The sequence below is a fragment of the Streptomyces sp. NPDC051940 genome (assembly GCF_040680895.1).
GTDB lineage: Bacteria > Actinomycetota > Actinomycetes > Streptomycetales > Streptomycetaceae > Streptomyces.
Genome location: NZ_JBFAXR010000002.1, coordinates 132,623 through 151,945, shown reverse-complemented (window position 1 = coordinate 151,945; position 19,323 = coordinate 132,623). Strand labels below are relative to the sequence as shown.

The 19,323-nt window shown below is 72.0% G+C and carries 14 protein-coding genes and 1 tRNA gene; 11 read left to right on the top strand and 4 right to left on the bottom strand.

The genetic code is table 11. The features are described from left to right. The first annotated feature begins 90 nt into the window (after positions 1–90). The gene (locus AB0M28_RS01790; protein WP_365396025.1) at positions 91–1,791 is read left to right on the top strand and encodes an FUSC family protein; all 1,701 of its coding nucleotides are present in this window, start codon (positions 91–93) and stop codon (positions 1,789–1,791) included. Next, positions 1,788–2,294: a MarR family transcriptional regulator gene (locus AB0M28_RS01785; RefSeq protein WP_365396022.1), complete on the top strand. Its 507-nt coding sequence runs from the start codon at positions 1,788–1,790 to the stop codon at positions 2,292–2,294. The genes AB0M28_RS01790 and AB0M28_RS01785 overlap by 4 nt, the downstream gene beginning before the upstream one ends. 45 nt (positions 2,295–2,339) lie before the next feature. Here the strand turns inward: AB0M28_RS01785 and AB0M28_RS01780 are convergent, their stop codons facing one another. After that, positions 2,340–4,193, bottom strand: coding sequence for a CocE/NonD family hydrolase (locus tag AB0M28_RS01780; protein ID WP_365396019.1), 1,854 nt, complete (start codon positions 4,191–4,193; stop codon positions 2,340–2,342). A gap of 349 nt (positions 4,194–4,542) precedes the next feature. On the opposite strand from AB0M28_RS01780, the gene AB0M28_RS01775 reads away from it, so the two are divergent. Further along, the gene (locus tag AB0M28_RS01775; protein ID WP_365396017.1) at positions 4,543–8,382 is read left to right on the top strand and encodes a S8 family serine peptidase; all 3,840 of its coding nucleotides are present in this window, start codon (positions 4,543–4,545) and stop codon (positions 8,380–8,382) included. A 102-nt stretch (positions 8,383–8,484) separates the two neighbouring features. Here the strand turns inward: AB0M28_RS01775 and AB0M28_RS01770 are convergent, their stop codons facing one another. After that, positions 8,485–9,177, bottom strand: a complete 693-nt coding sequence (locus AB0M28_RS01770; RefSeq protein ID WP_365396014.1) for a GntR family transcriptional regulator — start codon at positions 9,175–9,177, stop codon at positions 8,485–8,487. Positions 9,178–9,336: 159 nt separating this feature from the next. Here AB0M28_RS01770 and AB0M28_RS01765 point away from each other — a divergent pair, with 159 nt between their 5' ends. The 5 genes from AB0M28_RS01765 to AB0M28_RS01745 all read left to right on the top strand — a co-directional run bounded on the left by AB0M28_RS01765 (position 9,337) and on the right by AB0M28_RS01745 (position 13,873). Further along, positions 9,337–10,428: an urea carboxylase-associated family protein gene (locus AB0M28_RS01765; RefSeq protein WP_365396011.1), complete on the top strand. Its 1,092-nt coding sequence runs from the start codon at positions 9,337–9,339 to the stop codon at positions 10,426–10,428. Continuing rightward, on the top strand, positions 10,421–11,074 hold the full coding sequence (locus tag AB0M28_RS01760; protein WP_365396008.1) for a flavin reductase family protein: 654 nt from the start codon (positions 10,421–10,423) through the stop codon (positions 11,072–11,074). The genes AB0M28_RS01765 and AB0M28_RS01760 overlap by 8 nt, the downstream gene beginning before the upstream one ends. Before the next feature lie 76 nt (positions 11,075–11,150). Continuing rightward, a complete protein-coding gene (locus AB0M28_RS01755; protein ID WP_365396001.1) occupies positions 11,151–12,308 on the top strand; it encodes an ABC transporter substrate-binding protein in 1,158 nt (385 codons plus the stop codon). A gap of 6 nt (positions 12,309–12,314) precedes the next feature. Then, positions 12,315–13,055, top strand: a complete 741-nt coding sequence (locus tag AB0M28_RS01750) for an ABC transporter ATP-binding protein (protein ID WP_365395998.1) — start codon at positions 12,315–12,317, stop codon at positions 13,053–13,055. Beyond that, positions 13,052–13,873, top strand: a complete 822-nt coding sequence (locus AB0M28_RS01745) for an ABC transporter permease (protein WP_365395995.1) — start codon at positions 13,052–13,054, stop codon at positions 13,871–13,873. The genes AB0M28_RS01750 and AB0M28_RS01745 overlap by 4 nt, the downstream gene beginning before the upstream one ends. Positions 13,874–13,978: 105 nt before the next feature. Here AB0M28_RS01745 and AB0M28_RS01740 read toward each other — a convergent pair. Then, positions 13,979–14,055: transfer RNA gene (locus AB0M28_RS01740), tRNA-Pro, on the bottom strand. Between the two features lie 250 nt (positions 14,056–14,305). Between AB0M28_RS01740 and AB0M28_RS01735 the strand changes: the two genes are divergently transcribed. From AB0M28_RS01735 to AB0M28_RS01725, 3 genes are read left to right on the top strand one after another with little or no spacing between them, the layout of a single operon-like run. Beyond that, positions 14,306–14,989 (top strand): hypothetical protein, encoded by a 684-nt coding sequence (locus tag AB0M28_RS01735; RefSeq protein ID WP_365395992.1) that lies wholly within the window; start codon positions 14,306–14,308, stop codon positions 14,987–14,989. Positions 14,990–15,027: 38 nt separating this feature from the next. Then, positions 15,028–15,624, top strand: coding sequence for a DUF6529 family protein (locus tag AB0M28_RS01730; protein WP_365395989.1), 597 nt, complete (start codon positions 15,028–15,030; stop codon positions 15,622–15,624). Beyond that, a complete protein-coding gene (locus AB0M28_RS01725) occupies positions 15,621–16,088 on the top strand; it encodes a Rieske (2Fe-2S) protein (RefSeq protein WP_365395986.1) in 468 nt (155 codons plus the stop codon). Before AB0M28_RS01730 ends, AB0M28_RS01725 begins: the two co-directional genes overlap by 4 nt. Before the next feature lie 78 nt (positions 16,089–16,166). Here AB0M28_RS01725 and uvrA read toward each other — a convergent pair whose 3' ends face one another. After that, a complete protein-coding gene (gene uvrA / locus AB0M28_RS01720) occupies positions 16,167–19,256 on the bottom strand; it encodes an excinuclease ABC subunit UvrA (protein WP_365395984.1) in 3,090 nt (1,029 codons plus the stop codon). Positions 19,257–19,323 lie beyond the last annotated feature (67 nt).

The window sequence follows — 19,323 nt, the reverse complement described above, 5'->3', positions numbered from 1 at the left end:
CCTCTTATCAACCCGTAAGCAGTAATCACTCTGCGTAGCCGTGCCGCCGTCCAAGTGTTTTACTTGTGAAACATTTGCTAAACTTCATGGGTGAGTACCGCCGAGACCCCCACCCCGCAGCCCCGGGTACGCCCCCTCCCCCTCTCCGGCGTGCTCCGCGTCAACCGGCCCTCCGACATCTGGTTCAAGCCCGCCACCAGCGTGGCCGTCGCCGTCTCGCTCGCGCTGGTGCCGCTGCTCGCCGTCGGGCGCAGTGAGCTGGCGCCGTACGCGATGGCCGGGGCGTTCTGCGCGCTGTACGGGCATCAGCTGCCGTACGCCGCGCGGGCCCGGGCCGGGGTCCGGGTCGTCCTCGGGATGACCGCGGCCGTGGGGATCGCGCTCACCTGCGCCTCCCTCATCGGCAGCGTCGTCGTCCTCATCGCCGTCGCCGCCGTGCTCGCCGCGGTGCTGAAGGCCGCCTGCGACGCCGGCCGGCTCGGTCCGCCCGGGCACGTGATCCCGGTCTTCGTCGTCTCCGGCGTCCTCTTCTCCCCGCAGGAGCCGCACCAGGTCCCCGCGCACACCGCGCTGACCCTCGCCGCCGGCGCCGTGGGCCTGCTGGTCACCCTGGCGCCCGCCCTCCTGCGGCGCGAGGGCCCCGAGCGCCGCGCCACGGCGCGCGCCCTGCTGGCCGCCGCCGCGTACCGGGACACCCGGCACGGCACGGGCGGGGACCGCGCGACAGCCCGGCACGCCGCCGCGGCCGCCGTGCACCACGCCTGGCAGTCACTGCTCGCCGCCGGCGGGCGCACCCCTGCCCGGCGCACCCTGGAGCGCCTCGTGCTCCAGGCCGAGGCCGCCCTGGCCGACGCGCCCGGCGCGGCCGACGCCGACCGGCTGCGCGCCTGGGCCGACCAGGTGCGGTCCCATCGCCCCCTCCCCGGCGTTCCGGTCCTTCCCGGCACCGGTGACGAGCTGCTCGGCATCGACGCCGAACGCGCCGCGCGCCGGGAGCGGGACCGCCGCCGGACGGCCGCGCTCCTGCTGCGGCCGGGGTCGCCGCTGCTGCCGGTCGCCCTACGCTGCGCCGTGGGGTGCGCGGCCGCCGGTTACGCGGGGCTGGCCCTCGGCGTCGGCCACCCGTACTGGGCGATCGTCTCGGCCTCCGCGATCTACCAGGCGAACGTCACCCTCACCTGGCACCGCGTCCTGCAGCGCACGCTCGGCAACCTCCTCGGCGTCGCCGTCTTCGCGGCGATCGTCCCGCTGGCCCGTACGAGCGTCGTGGTCCTGGCCGCGCTCTGCGTCGTGCTCAGCTTCTGCAACGAGGCGCTGGTCAGCCGCAACTACTGGCTCGGCTCCGTGTCGGTCACACCGATGGCCCTGCTCGTCACCGAGTTCGGCCGGGTCCGCCCGGCCGCCGAGCTGGTCACCGACCGGGTGCTGGACACCCTCGCCGGCGTCCTGGTGGGCCTGGCCGCCGCGATCCTCATCACCAACCGCCGTACCGGAGGCCGGGTGGAGAAGGCGCTCACCGCCACCGAGGAGGCCGCCTCCGCCGCCGAGCACGCGCTGGCGGCTCCCGCCGAACCGGCCCGGCTGGCCACCGCCCGCCGCCACCTCACCGCGAGCATCGTGGAACTGCGGGACGCCGCCGACACCGCCGCGGGCGAGTGGTGGCAGCGCGCCCTCCCCGAACAGGCACTGGTGCGGACCGAGCAGCGCGCACACCGTACGCTCGCAGCGACCGTGCGACGGCAGGGGCCGCCGCGCGCCGAGTCGCCCCACCTGGAGGAGCTGAGCGCGTGACGGACGACACCGTGGCCGCGGTGGTACGCCAGTGGCAGACCGTCCACCCCGGCCTGGACACGGGCCCGATGGAGATCGTCGGCCGGATCAACCGCTGCGCCGCGCTGCTGCAGCAGGCGGAGAGCGCGCCCCTGCAGGCGGCGGGCCTGACCCGGCCCGAGTTCGACCTGCTGGGCGCCCTGCGCCGCACGGACCGCGAGCTGACTCCCGGCGAACTGGCCCGCGAGACCTTCTCCTCCGGCGCCGCGGTGACCAAGCGCCTGACCCGGCTGACGGAACGCGGCCTGGTGGAGCGCCAGACGGACGACCGCGACCGCCGGGTGGTGCGCGTACGCCTGACGGAGGCGGGCCGCGCCCTCGTCGACACGGTGCTGCCCGCCCAGCTCGCCTTCGAGGGCGCGGCCCTCGCCGGCCTGGACGACGACCGCCGCACCGGCCTCGCGGAGCAGCTGGCCGACCTGCTGATCCAGCTCGAGGGCCGGCTGGGGGGTCACCGGCGCTGACCGGTCCGCGCACGCGTGGACCGGTCAGCGGCTACGGCCGAAGCGTCAGACGCGACCCCCCGGCACCACCGTGAACGTCGGCGGGCCCGCCGGGAGGGCCACCGTGTTCCGGCTCAGGTAGAAGTCCAGGTACGGGGAGCGGGCGCCCTGGGTGGCGGCGTCGTCGGCCGGGTCGTCCAGGGCGAGCGCGAGCAGCACCCCGTCGACCTTGATGGTCTGGCCGGACGGAGTGTCGCGCCACGAGCCCGTCTGGATGGAGCCGATCTCCACGGCCAGCACGTGCCCGGCCGCCAGCGTCCAGTCGGTGGACTTCAGATCGACCGTCAGCCGGCCCGAATCGACCAGCGACACCTGCTCGTCGAACATCACGGCCCTGCCGTCGGGGGCCACGTCGTACAGCTTCAGCATGACGTTGCCCTCGCCCTCGGCACGCAGCGAGATCCGCGGCGTGCCCGTGATCCGCACGGCCTTCCCGAGCGGCTGCGACCAGACGAAGAAGCTCGACGTGACCGCGCCGGCCTGCTGCCGCCGGGCCGCGCCCTTGGCGAGGCCGTTCGGGGCGACGGGCTCGGATTTCGGCGCGTTCTCCATGTCCCAGCGGCCGGACGGCTGTCCGGGCGCGCCCGGCACCGCCTCGCCGGACGCGGCCAGTTCCGCGCGGGCCGAGGCGCCGCCGTCGTCGACGTACGAGCCGCCGCCCAGCGGCAGGTACACGGACCGCTCCGTGACCGGCCAGGTGGACTGGGCGCGCCAGGTGCCAGTGTTGTCCTCGACGGAGTACTCGGGGTAGTCGACCGCCGGTTCGACGCCCTTGAGGTGGGTGTCGAAGAAGGAGCGCGTCTCGTCGTACCAGCCCTCGCGGCCCATCGCCAGCCGTCCGTCCGCCACCCGGTCACCGCCGCGGACGTGGTCCCACGGGCCGAGCCAGCCGCGCTCGACGCCCTCGTGGTTGCCGAGGTACTCCTCCATCTCCTCGGGCTTGGTGTTGGGTTCGACGAAGCCCTGGGTCACGAACAGCGGGGTGTCGGTGCCGGCGGCCGCCTTCGCCAGATCGCGGGAGGTCCAGTACGGGTCCTGCTGGTCGGATATCCGGAAGTCGGCCAGATTGTCGGTGAGGCACTCCGGATGGGACTGCTCCCACCGGGCGTTGGCCTGGTAGCGCGGGTCGTCGTCGGGCAGCGGGGCGAACGTGGATATCTCGTTGTACGCGTTGGCGGTACCGGTGACGTTCGGGCGCGGCACGCCGTTGGAGTAGATGTACTGGTACATGTCCCACACCGGCTCCTGCGCCACGACCGCCTTCAGCGCGTCCTGGTCCAGGTTGTTGCCGATGAGTCCGGTGACGGCGTCGTACGACTTGCCGTACAGGCCCACCGAGCCGGTGGACCACGGCTGGGCCGCCGCCCAGTCGACCGCGGCCCTGGTGTCGGCCTGTTCGCCCGGCCCCGCCCAGTCGTGGCAGCCGGTGGAGCCGCCGAAGCCGCGCAGGTCCACCATGACGAAGGCGTAGCCGTTCGCGAAGACGTCGGCGCCCTCGATGAAGTCCTGGAAGCGCGCTGAGGGTCCGGTGTGCTTCCAGCCCTCGGGGCCGGTCTGCCCGGCGTGTGAGAAGTACGGGCCGACGGACAGGATGACCGGCACCTTCGCGCCCGCGGGGAGTCCCTCGGGCAGCAGGACGTCGGCGTGCAGTTCGGTGCCGGAGTCGTCCGAGGAGGGGAAGTAGTGCTCCGTCCAGACCGAGCCCTCCGGGACCCGGTCGTTCTCGTCGTGCGTGACGGGGCCGCCCGCGGCGGCGGCCGGGGCGGGCTCCGCGGCCGCGGGGCCGGTGAGCGCGCCGGTCAGGGCGAGGGTGGTGACGACTGCGGACACGGCCAGGGCGGCCGCGCGTACTCTCTTCACAAGCTCCTCCCAGGGATGGCGGGTACGGGGCTGTGCAAGGCGGTGCGGGCGGGCACGGACCGGTCTCCCGGGGCTCCCGCGTCAGAAGGTGATCGTATGCGAGCGGAAGCGTCCGGAGGAGACCGCGTCCGCACACGGATCCGTTCGGTTCGGGGCCGTCAAGTCCCTTCGGCGGCACCTGCATTCGAGGCCGGCGGAGATGGCGAGTCCTCGCCGTGTCCGGATCTCGCCACTGATCACCGTTCCTCTCGGGTCGGGGCGGCGCCCAGGCTGGAGCGTCCGTCCACCCCGACTCCGGCCGGTCAGCGGCCCCTCGGGCCGCCCGCCGGCCTGCGAGAGGAACTCCCCGATGCCCCTGGACCGCAGACGCCTGCTGCATATCGCCGCAGCAGCGGGCGCCTTCACGCTCGCCGTCTCCCCGGCAGCCGTCTCCTACGCAGCCACCACACCGGCCCGCCCCGCGGCGGACATCGCCCCCGCGGCGGACAGCGCGCCGGCCGCGAAGACGCTGACGCTGATCACCGGGGACAAGGTCGCGGTGACGACCGGCCCGGACGGCCGGCAGTCGGTCGACATCGTCGCGGCGACCGACCCGTCCCAGCAGTTCCAGATCTCCACCGGCGACGGCGGCGACCTGTACGTCTATCCGTCGAACGCGCTCGTGGCGCTCGCGGCGGGCACCGTCGACCGCGAGCTGTTCAACGTCAGCCGGATGCTCGACGACGGGTACGGGGACGCCACCACCGACTCCGTGCCCGCCATCGTGGACTTCGGCGGCACACCGTCCGCGCCCCAACTGCGCGAGCGCGCCGACGACCTGCCGGGCAGCGGCCGCGCGACGGTCATGCCCCAGCTGGGACTGGCGTCCGTACGGGTCGACAAGGCGCACGCGCAGAGCTTCTGGCACGCCGTCGAACCGACCGCCGCACAGGCGAAGAGCCGCGGCCGCCTCGCGGCCTCGGGCACCGCCGGTGTGGCCAGGCTTTGGTACGACGGCAAGGTCAGGGCCGCGCTGGACAGGAGCGTTCCGCAGATCGGCGCCCCGCAGGCCTGGGCCGAGGGCTACGACGGCAAGGGCGTGAAGGTCGCCGTACTCGACACCGGCGCCGACCTGAACCACCCCGACCTCAGGGCCTCCGTCGTCGCCACCCAGAGCTTCATCTCCGGCCAGGCGGTGCAGGACGGCCAGGGGCACGGCACCCATGTGGCGTCGACCATCGCCGGCAGCGGCGCCGCCTCCGGCGGCACGTACAAGGGCGTGGCTCCGGGGGCCGGGCTGCTCGTCGGCAAGGTGCTCAGCAACACCGGCCAGGGCACCGACTCCAGTGTGCTGGCCGGGATGGAGTGGGCCGTCGCGCAGGGGGCCGACATCGTGTCCATGAGCCTCGGCGGTGACGCGACGCCGGGGGGCGACGTGCTCACCGAAGCCGTCGACTCGCTCAGCGCCTCCTCGGGCGCCCTGTTCGTCATCGCCGCCGGCAACGAGGGTCCTGGCGAGAGCACGCTCGGCTCTCCCGGCACCGCCGACTCCGCGCTCACCGTCGGCGCGGTCGACAAGTCCGACGTCCTCGCGGACTTCTCCAGCCGCGGCCCGCGGCTGGGCGACATGGCGGTCAAGCCCGACGTCACCGCTCCCGGCGTGGACATCGTGGCCGCCCGCGCGGCCGGGACCACCATCCCGGGCGCGGTGAACGTGGGCGAGTCCTACACCACGCTCTCCGGAACGTCGATGGCCACCCCGCACGTCGCCGGTGCCGCCGCGATCCTGGCCCAGCGCCACCCGGAGTGGGACGGGCAGCGGATCAAGAGCGCGCTCACCGCGCACGCCGTGACGGCGCAGAACTCCACCGTCTACCAGCAGGGAGCCGGCCGCATCGACATACCGGCGGCCCTGGACGCCACGCTCGAGGTCTCCGGCAGCACCGACTTCGGCGATGTTCCCTGGCAGACCGGCACCCTTCCCACGCGGACCCGCACGGTCACCTTCCGCAACACCGGGACATCCGACGCGCACACCACCCTCGCCGCCTCCGTGGCCGGCGCCGGCGGCGCGCTCACCTTCGCCGGGAACACCCTCGACGGCGACCGGCTGACCGTCCCGGCCGGCGGCACCGCCGAGGTCACGGTCACCCTGGACCCCAACGGCCTGAAGCACGGCCTGTACAGCGGCAGCCTCACCGCGACCGGCGCGGACGGCGCGTCCGTCCACACGGCGGTCGGCTTCCGCGTCGAGCCGCCCCAGCACGACGTGACGCTGAAGTTCGCCGACCGGTTCGGCAACCCCGCGCAGACGGTCAGCATGACGCTGCAGGGCCTGGACAACGACTACAGCGAAGGCATGGTCATCCGGGGCACGGGCAGCCGGACCTTCACCCTGCCGGTCGGTCACTACACCGTCCAGGGCGCCGTCACCACCATCGCGCCGGGTGGCACCACCTACCCGTACGCGAGTGACCTGTTCGCCGTGCCCGACATCGTCGTCACGGACGAGGACCAGACGCTGACCGTCGACGCCACCGCCGCCACCGACCTGAAGGTCGACGTCACGGGCGAGAAGCGGCCGCTGGAGGACGGCGCGTACTTCCTGGGGGTCCAGCGCGACGACGCCAAGGGCCGTCGGGTCCTGGCCAACTACGTCGCGGGGCAGGCCAACACCGGCGAGCAGCGCTACGGCGCCATCCCCAGCGCGCGGGCCGCCGAGGGCTCCCTGGTGCTGGACAGCTACCTCGCCCGCCAGGAGCCGCTGGTCCAGATGTCGGTCACCAGCCCTGAGCGCCGTTCCGTCGCGATCAGGGTCCCGCAGCTCGCCGAGCGCTTCGAGGGCACCAGGAACCTGCGGCTGGTCGACGCGGGGACCGGCAGCGACCAGGACTTCGCCGGGATCGACGCCGCCGGCAAGGCCGTGCTCGTGTCCGCCGCCGATCCGAGGTCCGTGAACGGGCAGGCGACGCGGGCGGCCAACGCCGGCGCAGCCGCGATGATCGTCGTCCCGGCCACGCCCGGCCCCCGAGGCGTCGCGACCTCGGCCCTGCCGCTCCCCGCCGTACAGACCGGCTTCGACGACGGACAGGCGCTGCGGGCGCTGCTGGCCGAGGGCCCGGTCACCCTCGGGCTGCGCGGGGTCGTCGAGTCCGGCTACACCTACTCGATGCCGTTCACCGAGAGCGGCCGGATTCCCGCCGACCTCGCCAGGACCGTGGCGACCGACGACTTCGCCAGGGTCAAGAGCACCTTCCACTCCGACGAGACCCGGCACTTCGGCTACGAGGCGCTGCACGCGTGGGCCGGTCCGGTCGCCGAGCACCTCTCGGTCCGCACCCTCCAGCCGGTGAACATGGGCGGCCACCGGGACGACTACGTGCTGGCCGGACCGGATCGGCTCTACCAGCGCCAGGTCTACGCCAGCCTCCCGAAGCTGGTCCGGATGGTCACGAACGCCGTCCGCTACCCCGAACCGGGCACGGTCCGCCAGGAACGCTGGTTCGCGGCCCCGCTGCAGCTGACCCCGTTCGACGCGGAGGCCTGCGCCTGGTGCCGGACCGACACGGTCATGCGCACCATCGCCAACGACGGCGGTGACAGCGACCCGACGCACATCCTGGCCAGCGGACTGACCCGGAAGTGGACCTACTACCGCAACGGGGAGCGCATCACGAGCACCGGTTCCGTGCTCGTCCCCGAGCGGGCCGACTACCGCTTCGTCCTCGACCTCACCCGGACGGCGGGGACCTATCCGGGCGGCACCCTCGGCACCGGCATCCACACGGAGTGGAGCTTCTCCTCGGCCGTGCCGACCACCATGGCCGTCGCGGGCTGCGGACAGCAGTTCCCGACGGCCAAGGCCTGCGAGTCGGTGCCGGTCGTCCTGCCCTCGTACGAGATCCCGGTGAACGAGCTCAACCAGGCCCCCGCCGACGCCCCGTTCACCTTCACCGTCAAGGGCGGCCGACCGAAGGGCTGGAGCGGCTCCACCGCCATCGCGGGCGCCGAGGTGTCGGTGTCCTACGACAACGGCGCCACCTGGCGCCCGGCCGAGGTGCAGCGCGATGACGACGACTCGTTCAGGGTCAGCGTCACGCACCCGGAGCTGTCGGACACCGCCGGCCATGTGAGCGTCAGGACCGAGCTCTGGGACGCCGACGGAAACCGCACCCTCCAGACCCTGGAGCGCGCCTACGCCCTGAGCTGAGCGGCGGGCGCGCGGCACGGGTGACAGCAGGTGAGGGGCCGTTCGTAGAGCGGCCCCTCAATCGCGCCTTCCGGCGTCGCGCTCGCCCTCGGTCGGGCCCGCTCAGTACCGGCTCAGGATCTCGCTGAGGTCCGGTGCGGGCGACTCCACGGAGCGGGCGAGGGCCCGGGCCTCGACGCCTGCCAGGTGCCGGACGGCCAGCAGCTCCGCGCGCTGCTTGTCCCCCGCGTCCAGCAGGGCGATCAACTCCTCGTGCTCGCCGATGGACTGACGCTGGTCGTGCGGGATGCCGTGCACCGTCAGGATCAGGGCGCAGCGCCAGACGACCTCGGCAAGATAGCGCTCCAGCAGCGGATTCCGGCTGGCCTCACCCAGCTTGACGTGGAACTCGGCGGCGAGCCGGCCGGAGAGACGGTGGTCGTCATGGTCCAGGGCGCTCCGCTCGGCGCGGACATGGGCACGTAGGGCCGCGGACGTGCCGCGCGACCAGCGCGCCGCCACGAGGCGGATCGCCTCCTGCTCCAGACAGCGCCGCATCTCGAAGACGGCCCGCGCGTCGTCGGCGTCGGGGTTCGCCACCGTCGCCGACTTCGTCTTGCCCTGCTCGACGAGGCCGGCCGCCACGAGTCGGGCGAGTACGGCGCGCACGAGCGTCCTGCTGACGCCGAACCGCGCCGCGAGCGCGTCCTCGGGGAGCTTGGTTCCTGGCGTCAGCGCGGCCTCGACTATGGCGGTCCGCAGGCTGATGAAGGCCGCCTCGGCGCGGTGCGCGGGACGGTCGGCGGTGGGTGACATGCGGACGAGTCTAATCACGAGGTATACCGAACTCGCCGCTCCCCGGCCTCATTTGACTGGCAACACGACGGAAACGCACGGGTGACCGGGCGGCAACGCCTCGCTGTTCGTATACGCACATCGCGATTTCCGTATACCGAAACAGAGCGAGGAACCCGGATGCCCCGCGTGGTACTCAGCCTGACCGACCAGCAGCTCGAACTGGTCGACGCCTCCGTGGCCGCCGGAGAGGCGCCCTCCCGCGCCGGGCTGGTCCGTCTCGCCCTCGCCGAGACGGCCGGTAGCGTCCGGCCCCGACCGCATCCCCGCGTCACCGGCACTCCCTGGCGCTGGTACGACGATCTGGCGTATCAGCCCGGCGACGAGCGCGCGGAGGTGGGCCGCTGGGAGTTGGCCCCCGGCACCGGAAAGGCCATCGAGGTCCCGGCGGGGCACGTGCTGCGCGTCGAGCAGGTGCACGGCAACCAGTGCGTCGACCTCAACGCCTTCAACCTGCACGACTACCGCGAGCCGCTGCACGTCGGACGCACCCGCACGATGCACGGACTCCACCCGTGTCAGGGCGACTTCCTCTGGTCGGCCCCGCCCCGCGAACGCGCCATGATGTACCTGCTCACGGACACGGCCGGCCTGAACGACACGCTCTTCCCACGGTGCAGCGCCAACATGTACGACGCGGCGCACGGCTTCGCCGAACACACCAACTGCGCCGACATCCAGGCCGAGGCACAGCGCGAGTACGGCCTCACCCCGGACGATGTGCACGACTCGTTCAACCTCTTCATGGCGACCCGGGTCGTCGACGGCATGCCCGAGATCGTGCGCCAGCGCACCGGCCCGGGTGAACACGTCGAACTCCTCGCGCTGATGGACGTGCTGGCCGTCCCGAACATCTGCGGCAACGACATCATGAGCACCAGCAACCACACCCTCTCCCCGGTCCTCGTGGTGCTCTCCACCGCCACCCGCGCGGAGACGCGCGGTGTGCCCGAGGTGCTGTCGTACGCCACCCAGCGCACCCCGGAGCAGTTCCGCCAGCCGCACATCCGCACCGAGCGCGGGCTGACCCGCGACTCCGGCTACGTACCCGACTTCGCCCGTACGCCCGTCGTGGCCCGGGAGGTCGCCGTCGACCTCACCGGGGCGGAGCTCGGCTCGCTGGCGCGCGTGCGGCATCCGGAGCACGGCGAGGACGATCCGGCCGCGCTGCGCGACGTCCTGCTCTCGTGGTGGGTGGCCAGCCATGGCTGAGCCGGTCACGCGGCGCACCGACACCCATGTCGTGATGGGCGAGTTGGGCGCGTACGAGCGCTACAAGCTGATGGCGAGCCTGATCGTGCCGCGCCCCATCGCGCTCGTCACGACCGTCGACGCCGCGGGAGTGGTGAACGCGGCGCCGTTCAGCATGTTCGCCATGGTCGGCGAGGATCCGCCGCTGGTGATGATCAGCCTCGACCGGTGCAGGGGCGGCACCCGCAAGGACACCGCGGCCAACATCGAGGCGACGGGCGAGTTCGTGGTGCACCTCGTGGACGAGCCGATCGCACGGCAGACGCACGACTGCGGCGCCGCGTATCCGCCCGGGGTCGACGAAACGCGCGAAGTCGGGTTCACCACGCTGCCGTGCGCGCAGGTCGCACCGCCACGGATCGCCGAGGCGCCGGTCGCCTTCGAGTGCACCCTGCACGAGCGCGGCACGACCGAGAGCCGGGAGGTCTTCTTCGGCCGGATCGAGCACCTGTGGGCCCGTGCGGGTCTGATCGACCGGGAGCGATGGCACGTCTCGCTGACCGACTACCACCCGGTGGGACGGTTCGGCGCGAGCTTCTACGTCACCAGCCGCGACCGGTTCGCCCTCGGTGACGACGCCCGCCGCACCGAGATCGACTCCCTGTGAACAGCCCTCGCCACCCCCGTAACCACCGCCTCAGCACGCGTCACCCCAGCATCCGCGTCCCCGGAAGGAACCACCCGTGAAGGCTCGCTTCGCACTCGCCGCCGCGCTCATGGTCCTCGCCACCGCCTGCGGCTCGGGCGCCTCCGACGACCTCGGCAGCGCGCGCAAGTACCAGGTCGGCAGGACCGATCTGTCCGGCGTCTGCCCGGCGAAGGTCGTCATCCAGACGGACTGGAACCCGCAGGCCGAACAGGGCGGCCTGTACCAGCTGCTCGGCCCCGACCCGGTGATCGACGCCCGGGCCAAGCAGGTGCGCGGCCCGCTGTTCTCCGAGGGCTCCTACACCGGTGTCGACGTGGAGATCCGGGCGGGCGGTCCCGCGATCGGCAACCAGCCGGTACCGGTGCAGATGTACACCGACCCCGGGATCCTGCTGGGCTGGGCCGCCACCGACGAGGCGGTGCGCAACTCCGCCGACAAGCCGGTCACCCAGGTGTTCGCCACCTTCGACAAGGCCCCCTGGATGATCATGTGGGACCCGGCGACGTACCCGCGGGTCAAGAGCATCGCGGACCTGGGCAGGACGCAGGCCACCGTCCGCTACTCCGACGGCGTGACCTGGATGGACTACGTCCTGGGCAAGGGCATCCTGAAGCGCTCCCAGGTCGACGCGAGCTACGACGGCTCACCGGCCACCTTCCTCGCGGCCGCGGGCAAGGTCGCGCAGCAGGGCTTCGCCACCGTGGAGCCGTATCTGTACGAGAACGACCTCGAGGGATGGCGGAAGCCGGTCTCGTACCAGCTCGTCCATGACACCGGGTATCCGATGTACGCCGCCGCGCTGTCGGTGCGCAGCGAGGACGTGGGCAAGCAGTCGGCGTGCCTGAAGAAGCTGATCCCGGTCGTGCAGCGGGCCACCGCCGACTACTTCGCCGCGCCCGCCCGCGCCAACAACCTGGTCGTCGAGGCAGTCGACCGGTTCGACACCGGCTGGGTCTACACCAAGGGCCAGGCCGCGGACTCCGCCGGGCGCCAGCTCTCCACGGGCATCGTCGGCAACGGCGGCAACGCGACCCTCGGCGACTTCGACGAGACGCGCGTGCGCAGGATCCTCGACATCACCACGCCCATCCTGAAGCGCAACGGCACACCGCCGGCCGACGGCCTCACACCCGAGGACATCGCCACCAACCGGTTCCTCGACCCGTCCATCGGCCTGACCGGAAAGGGCTGACCCCCGATGTCGGACCTCATGCTCGACTTCCGGGACGTGTCGCTGACGTACCCCGGCGGCACCACCGCCCTCGCATCGGTCGGTCTGCGGGTGGCGCGCGGCGAGTTCGTGTCCGTCGTCGGCCCGTCCGGCTGCGGGAAGTCCTCGCTCCTGCGGATCGCGTCCGGGCTCGGCACGGCCACCGGGGGCGAGGCCGTCGTCGGGGCGGAGCGGGTCGGGTACGTCTTCCAGGACGCGACCCTGCTGCCCTGGCTGAGCGTGCTCGACAACGTGGCGCTCTTCCCGCGGCTGACCGGCGCCGGAAAGGCGGTGCGCAGGGAGCAGGCGCGCGCGGCACTCGAGACCGTCGGCCTCGCGGACTTCGCGACGCATCTGCCGCACCAGCTGTCCGGCGGTATGCGGATGCGCGTGTCGCTGGCGCGTTCACTGACCCTCGAACCCGACCTCTTCCTCTTCGACGAACCCTTCGGCGCGCTGGACGAGCTGACCCGCGAGCTGCTCGGCGAGGAGGTCGCCAGGCTCTTCGCCGAGCGCCGCTTCGCCGGGGTCTTCGTCACGCACTCGGTGAGCGAAGCCCTGTACCTGTCCACGCGTGTGCTCGTGATGTCCGGCCGGCCGGGCCGGATCACGGACACCGTGGAGGTGCCCTTCGCCGGGGAACGCACGCCCGCCCTGCGCTTCACGCCGGAGTTCGGGGCACTGGCACAACGCATCAGCACGGGACTCAGAGAAGGGTACGCGGCATGAAGAGCACGTCGGGGACCACCGCACAGCGCACGGCGAAGGGCGTCCGGCTCTCCCACGCGGGACCGCCGGTCCTCGTCGCCGTCGCACTGACCGGCGTCTGGTACGCCATCACGTACGTCGTTCTCGACCCGGCCCGCCGCTTCCTGATGCCCGCGCCGCACACGGTGGTCACCGACGCGTTCGGCAGCGGCCTGGTGCGCACGGAGATCGCCGACGGGCTGTGGAACACCGCGCAGGTGGCCTTCACGGGTCTCGCGGCCGCCGTGGCCATCGGCATCGCCTGGGCGGTGGCGATGAACCACGCCCCGTGGCTGGAACGCTCGCTGTTCCCGTACGCCGTGATGCTGCAGTGCATCCCGGTACTCGCCCTGGTCCCGCTGATCGGCTTCTGGTTCGGCTTCGACTTCTTCGCGCGGGTGGTCGTCTGCGTCCTGATCGCGCTGTTCCCGATGGTGTCCAACACGCTGTTCGGGCTGCGGTCGGTGGCACGCGCGCAGCGCGAGCTGTTCGTGCTGCGCCAGGCCTCCCGCTGGACGATCCTGACCCAGCTCGAACTGCGTGCCGCCCTCCCGGCGATCTTCGCGGGCGCCCGGATCTCGGCCGGCCTCGCGGTCGTCGGCGCGATCGTCGCGGACTTCTTCTTCCGCCAGGGCGAACCCGGTATCGGCGCCCTGATCAGCCGCTACCAGTCCCGCGCCCAGTCCCCTGAACTCTTCGCCGCGATCCTCGTCGCCTCCCTCTTCGGCGTCGCGGTCTTCACCGGCTTCGGCCGTCTCAGCCGGCGTTGTGTGGGGCACTGGTACGACGCGACGCGGTGAGCCGCCCCCCGTTCGCGCGCCCCGCCGCAACCCCAGGAGCGCCGAACCAACAACGGAAGGCCGCCTCCACCTCACGGTGGAAACGGCCTCCGACCTGCAAAAAGCTGGTCGGGACGGCGGGATTTGAACCCACGACCCCTTGACCCCCAGTCAAGTGCGCTACCAAACTGCGCCACGTCCCGGCGCCCTTGACCAGCGGATTCCGCGGCCGTCGGGCAGTGAGAACAATACGCCATGAGCGGGGGATGTTTCACCCACGGGTCCACCGGCGGGGCGGCGTGGGGTCCGGCGCGCCTTCGCGCGCTCGCCCGTCCCGACAAGTCGACCTTGTGGGAAAAGAATGCGGTTGTCGACGTTTTGGTACGTTCCGGCGCTGGACTCGGCATCCTCCATCCGCTTGCATGGTGGCGGGTTCCATGCCTGGGGGGCGCCATGCGACATCGAACCGGTCCGCTGTACACCTTGGCCGCCGGCCTGGCGCTGGCCCTGGTGCTCCTGCTGCTGAACGCCACCACCGGGACGGAGCCGACCGGCAGTGCGGCGGCGCCGAGCGCCACCCCGTCGGCCTCCGGCGCCGGATCCGGATCGCCCTCCCCCGCCGAGGAGTCCACCCCCGCCACGTCACCGCCGGCCCCCTCGCCGACCCTGGCGCCCGTGCCCGCGGACGCCGACTACGCCGGGCACACGAAGGGCCGTACCGCGAGCATCGCCCTCGCGCTGCGCTCCGGGAAGGTGCAGGCGTACGTGTGCGACGGGCGCCGCACCGAGGCCTGGCTGCGCGGCGACCTCCGCGCCGACGGCACGATGCGGCTGACCGGCAAGAACGGCGCGACGCTGACGGCCGCGCTGAAGGACCGGAAGATCACCGGAACGGTACGGCTGGCCGGTGGCGCGCAGGACTTCACCGCCTCCCGGAAGGGCAAGGGGACCAGCCTGTTCCGGCTCTCGACCGTCGTCCAGGGCCGGCAGGTCGAGGGCGCGTGGATCGTGCAGGGCAGCGAGCAAACCGGGATCGTGACCAGTGACGGAGCGCCCTCGGCCGCGCCGCCGATCGATCCGGAGACGGGCGCGGTGACCGTGAACGGGCAGCAGGAGACCGCCAGTCCCATCCCATGACCGTCCCATGACCGCAGCGCAGGAGGGGGAGTGCCTCAATGAGTGTGGATCCGAACGCGGCGACGGCGTCGTTCCCGGCCGGACCCGAGGCCGGCCGGCAGCGGACGGGAGCGGGCGTCTTCGTGGTTCCGGTGCTCGTCGCGGCGGCGGTGGCCCTGCTCCTCGGCGTGTACGGCAAGACCCACGATCCGGCCGGTACCGCCTTCAACCTGGCCGGCTTCTCCAGCACCGGAGCGGTGAAGTCCTGGCTGGCCACCGGTGCCTTCGGCTTCGCGCTGGTGCAGATCTGCTCGGCGCTGGTGATGTACGGCAAGGTCCCGGGGGTGCGCGCGCCGTCCTGGACGGGCACGCTGCACCGGTGGTCGGGGCGGATCGCGTTCCTGCTCGCGGTGCCGGTGGCGGTGCACTGCCTGTACGCGCTCGGCTATCAGACGTACAGCACGCGGGTGATGTGGCATTCGCTGCTGGGCTGCTTCTTCTTCGGCGCCTTCAGCGCGAAGATGCTGCTGCTGCGCGCCGAGCGGCTGCCCGGCTGGCTGCTGCCGCTGGTGGGCGGGCTGGTCTTCACCGGGCTGACGGTGCTGTGGTGGACCTCGGCGCTGTGGTTCTTCCGTACGTTCGGGGTGACGACGTGAGACGGCGGGCGGTGCTGGCGGCCGGTGCCGCGGTGGCGGCGCTCGCCGCGTGCAGCAAGTACGGGGACGAGGGCGGCTCTTCCGCGGAGCCACCGGCGTCGTCCGGGGCGCCGGGGAGCGGGGGCGGGGACACCGGTGGTGGCGGGGACACCGGTGGTGGCGGTGGCGGTGGGGGCGGTCAGGCGCTGGCGAAGACCTCCGAGATCCCGGTGCGGGGCGGCAAGGTCTTCGCCGACCGCAAGGTGGTCGTCACCCAGCCCGAGCAGGGCACCTTCCGGGCCTTCACCGCCGTCTGCACCCATCAGGGCTGCACGGTGGCGGAGGTGTCCGACGGCACGATCAACTGCCCCTGCCACGGCAGCAAGTTCGCCATCGCCGACGCCTCGGTGGCCGGCGGTCCCGCGTCGAGGCCGCTGGACCCGCAGCGCATCGAGGTCAACGGCGACGCGATCACGCTGGCGTGAGCGTCATCGTGACCGTGGTCGCGGTCGCGGTCGGGCGGTCGCGCCGGTGGGGGCGCCGGAGCGCCCCCACCGTGGAGGTCACGCCTTGCGCTTGGCGGCCGTCGTCTTCTTCGCGGCGGTCGTCTTCTTCGCCGCCGCCGTCTTCTTGACGGGGGCCGCCTTCTTCGCCGCCGTCTTCTTCACAGCCGCCGTCTTCTTGACCGCCGCCGTCTTCTTCGCCGCGCCCGAACCCGCCTTCGCCGACACCGCCTTCTTCGCCGGAGCCGACGTACGGGCCGCCACCGTCTTCCGCGCCGGCGCCTTGCGGACCGGGTCCGCGTCCGAGACGCGGTCGCCCAGCAGTTCGCGCAGGAACTTGCCCGTGTGCGAGGCCGGCACCGACGCCACCTGCTCCGGCGTGCCCTCGGCGACGACCAGTCCGCCGCCGCTGCCGCCCTCGGGGCCGAGGTCGACGACCCAGTCCGCCGTCTTGATGACATCGAGGTTGTGCTCGATGACGATGACCGTGTTGCCCTTCTCGACCAGGCCCTCGAGCACGTGGATCAGCTTGCGGATGTCCTCGAAGTGCAGGCCCGTCGTCGGCTCGTCCAGTACGTACACCGTGCGGCCGGTGGAGCGCTTCTGCAGCTCACTCGCGAGCTTCACGCGCTGGGCCTCGCCGCCGGAGAGGGTCGGCGCGGGCTGGCCGAGGCGGACGTAGCCGAGGCCGACCTCGTTGAGGGTCTTCAGATGCCGGGCGATCGTCGGCACCGCCTCGAAGAAGCCCAGCGCCTCCTCGATCGGCATGTCCAGCACCTCGGCGATGTTCTTGCCCTTGTAGTGGACCTCCAGCGTCTCCCGGTTGTAGCGGGCGCCGTGGCACACCTCGCACGGGACGTACACGTCCGGCAGGAAGTTCATCTCGATCTTGATCGTGCCGTCACCGGAGCAGTTCTCGCACCGGCCGCCCTTGACGTTGAACGAGAACCGCCCCTGCAGATAGCCGCGGACCTTCGCCTCCGTGGTCTCCGCGAACAGCTTGCGGACGTGGTCGAAGACCCCGGTGTACGTCGCGGGGTTGGAGCGCGGCGTACGGCCGATGGGCGACTGGTCGACGTGCACGACCTTGTCCACCAGGTCGTCGCCGTCCACCCGGGTGTGCCGCCCCGGCACGCTGCGGGCGCCGTTCAGCTCACGCGCGAGGTGCGTGTAGAGGATGTCGTTGACCAGCGTCGACTTGCCGGAGCCGGAGACGCCGGTGACCGCCGTGAACACGCCGAGCGGGAAGGACACGTCGATGTCCTGCAGGTTGTTCTCCCGCGCCCCGCGCACCGTCAGATGCCGCGACCCGTCCACCGGGCGCCGCAGCTCAGGGGTGTTGATCTCCCTGCGGCCGGACAGGTACTGCCCGGTCATCGATTCCTCGTTGGCCAGCAGCTCCTTCAGCGGACCGCTGTGCACCACCTTGCCGCCGTGCTCGCCGGCGCCGGGGCCAATGTCGACGACCCAGTCGGAGGTCTTGATGGTGTCCTCGTCGTGCTCCACGACGATCAGCGTGTTGCCGAGGTCGCGCAGCCGGACCAGGGTCTCGATCAGCCGGTGGTTGTCGCGCTGGTGCAGGCCGATGGACGGCTCGTCCAGCACGTACAGCACGCCCACCAGGCCCGAGCCGATCTGGGTGGCGAGCCGGATGCGCTGCGCCTCGCCGCCGGAGAGGGTGCCCGCGGCGCGGTTGAGCGAGAGGTAGTCCAGGCCCACGTCGACCAGGAACCGCAGCCGCTCGTTGACCTCCTTCAGCACGCGCTCGGCGATGGTCTTCTCGCGGTCGTTCAGCTCCATGCCGCCGAGGAAGTCGGCGCAGTCGCTGATGGACATCGCCGAGACCTCGGCGATGGACCGGCCCTGCACGGTCACCGCGAGCACGACCGGCTTGAGCCGGGTGCCCTCACAGGTGGGGCAGGGGACCTCGCGCATATAGCCCTCGAAGCGCTCCCGGCTGGCGTCGGACTCGGCCTCGCTGTGCCGGCGCTTGATGAAGGGCACCGCGCCCTCGAAGGCCGTGGTGTACGAGCGCTCGCGGCCGTAGCGGTTGCGGTACCGCACCTCGATCTTCGTGCGGTGGCCGTACAGCAGCGCCTTCGTCGCCCGCTGCGGCAGCCCGGCCCAGGGGATGTCCGTACGGAAGCCCAGCTCGTCGGCCAGCGCGCCCACGATCCGGCCGAAGTACTCCTTGGTGTGGCCGTGCGACCAGGGGTGGATGGCGCCCTCGTCCAGCGACTTGTCCGGGTCGGGGATGATCAGCTCCGGGTCCACCTCCATCCGCGTACCGATACCGGTGCACTCGGGGCAGGCGCCGAAGGGCGAGTTGAAGGAGAAGGAGCGCGGCTCCAGCTCCTCGAAGGACAGGTCGTCGTACGGGCAGTACAGATGCTCCGAGAACATCCGCTCCCGCTCCGGGTCGTCCTCCGCCAGATCGACGAAGTCGAGGATGACCATGCCGCCGGACAGGCCCAGGGCCGTCTCGACCGAGTCGGTGAGGCGGCGCTTGGCGCTGTCCTTCACGGTGAGGCGGTCGACGACCACCTCGATCGTGTGCTTCTCCTGCTTCTTCAGCTTCGGCGGGTCGGAGAGCTGGATCGTCTCGCCGTCCACCCGGGCGCGGCTGTAGCCCTTGGTCTGCAGATCGGCGAAGAGGTCGACGAACTCGCCCTTGCGCTCGCGCACCAGCGGCGACAGCACCTGGAACCGGCTGCCCTCGGGCAGCTCCAGCACCCGGTCGACGATGGCCTGCGGCGACTGGCGGGAGATGGGCCGGCCGCACTCGGGGCAGTGCGGCTTGCCGATCCGGGCGAAGAGGAGGCGGAGGTAGTCGTAGACCTCGGTGATGGTGCCGACCGTGGAGCGCGGGTTGCGCGAGGTCGACTTCTGGTCGATCGAGACGGCCGGCGAGAGGCCCTCGATGAAGTCGACGTCGGGCTTGTCCATCTGCCCGAGGAACTGCCGTGCGTAGCTGGAGAGCGACTCCACGTAGCGGCGCTGCCCCTCGGCGAAGATCGTGTCGAACGCGAGGGACGACTTGCCCGAACCGGACAGGCCGGTGAAGACGATGAGTGAATCGCGGGGCAGGTCGAGCGAGACGTTCTTCAGATTGTGCTCGCGAGCGCCACGGACGATGAGACGGTCGGCCACGCCGGTCCGCACCTTTCTTCTGGGAGGGACGGGGGACGTACGGAACGCCCCGTCCTCAAGCGTATGG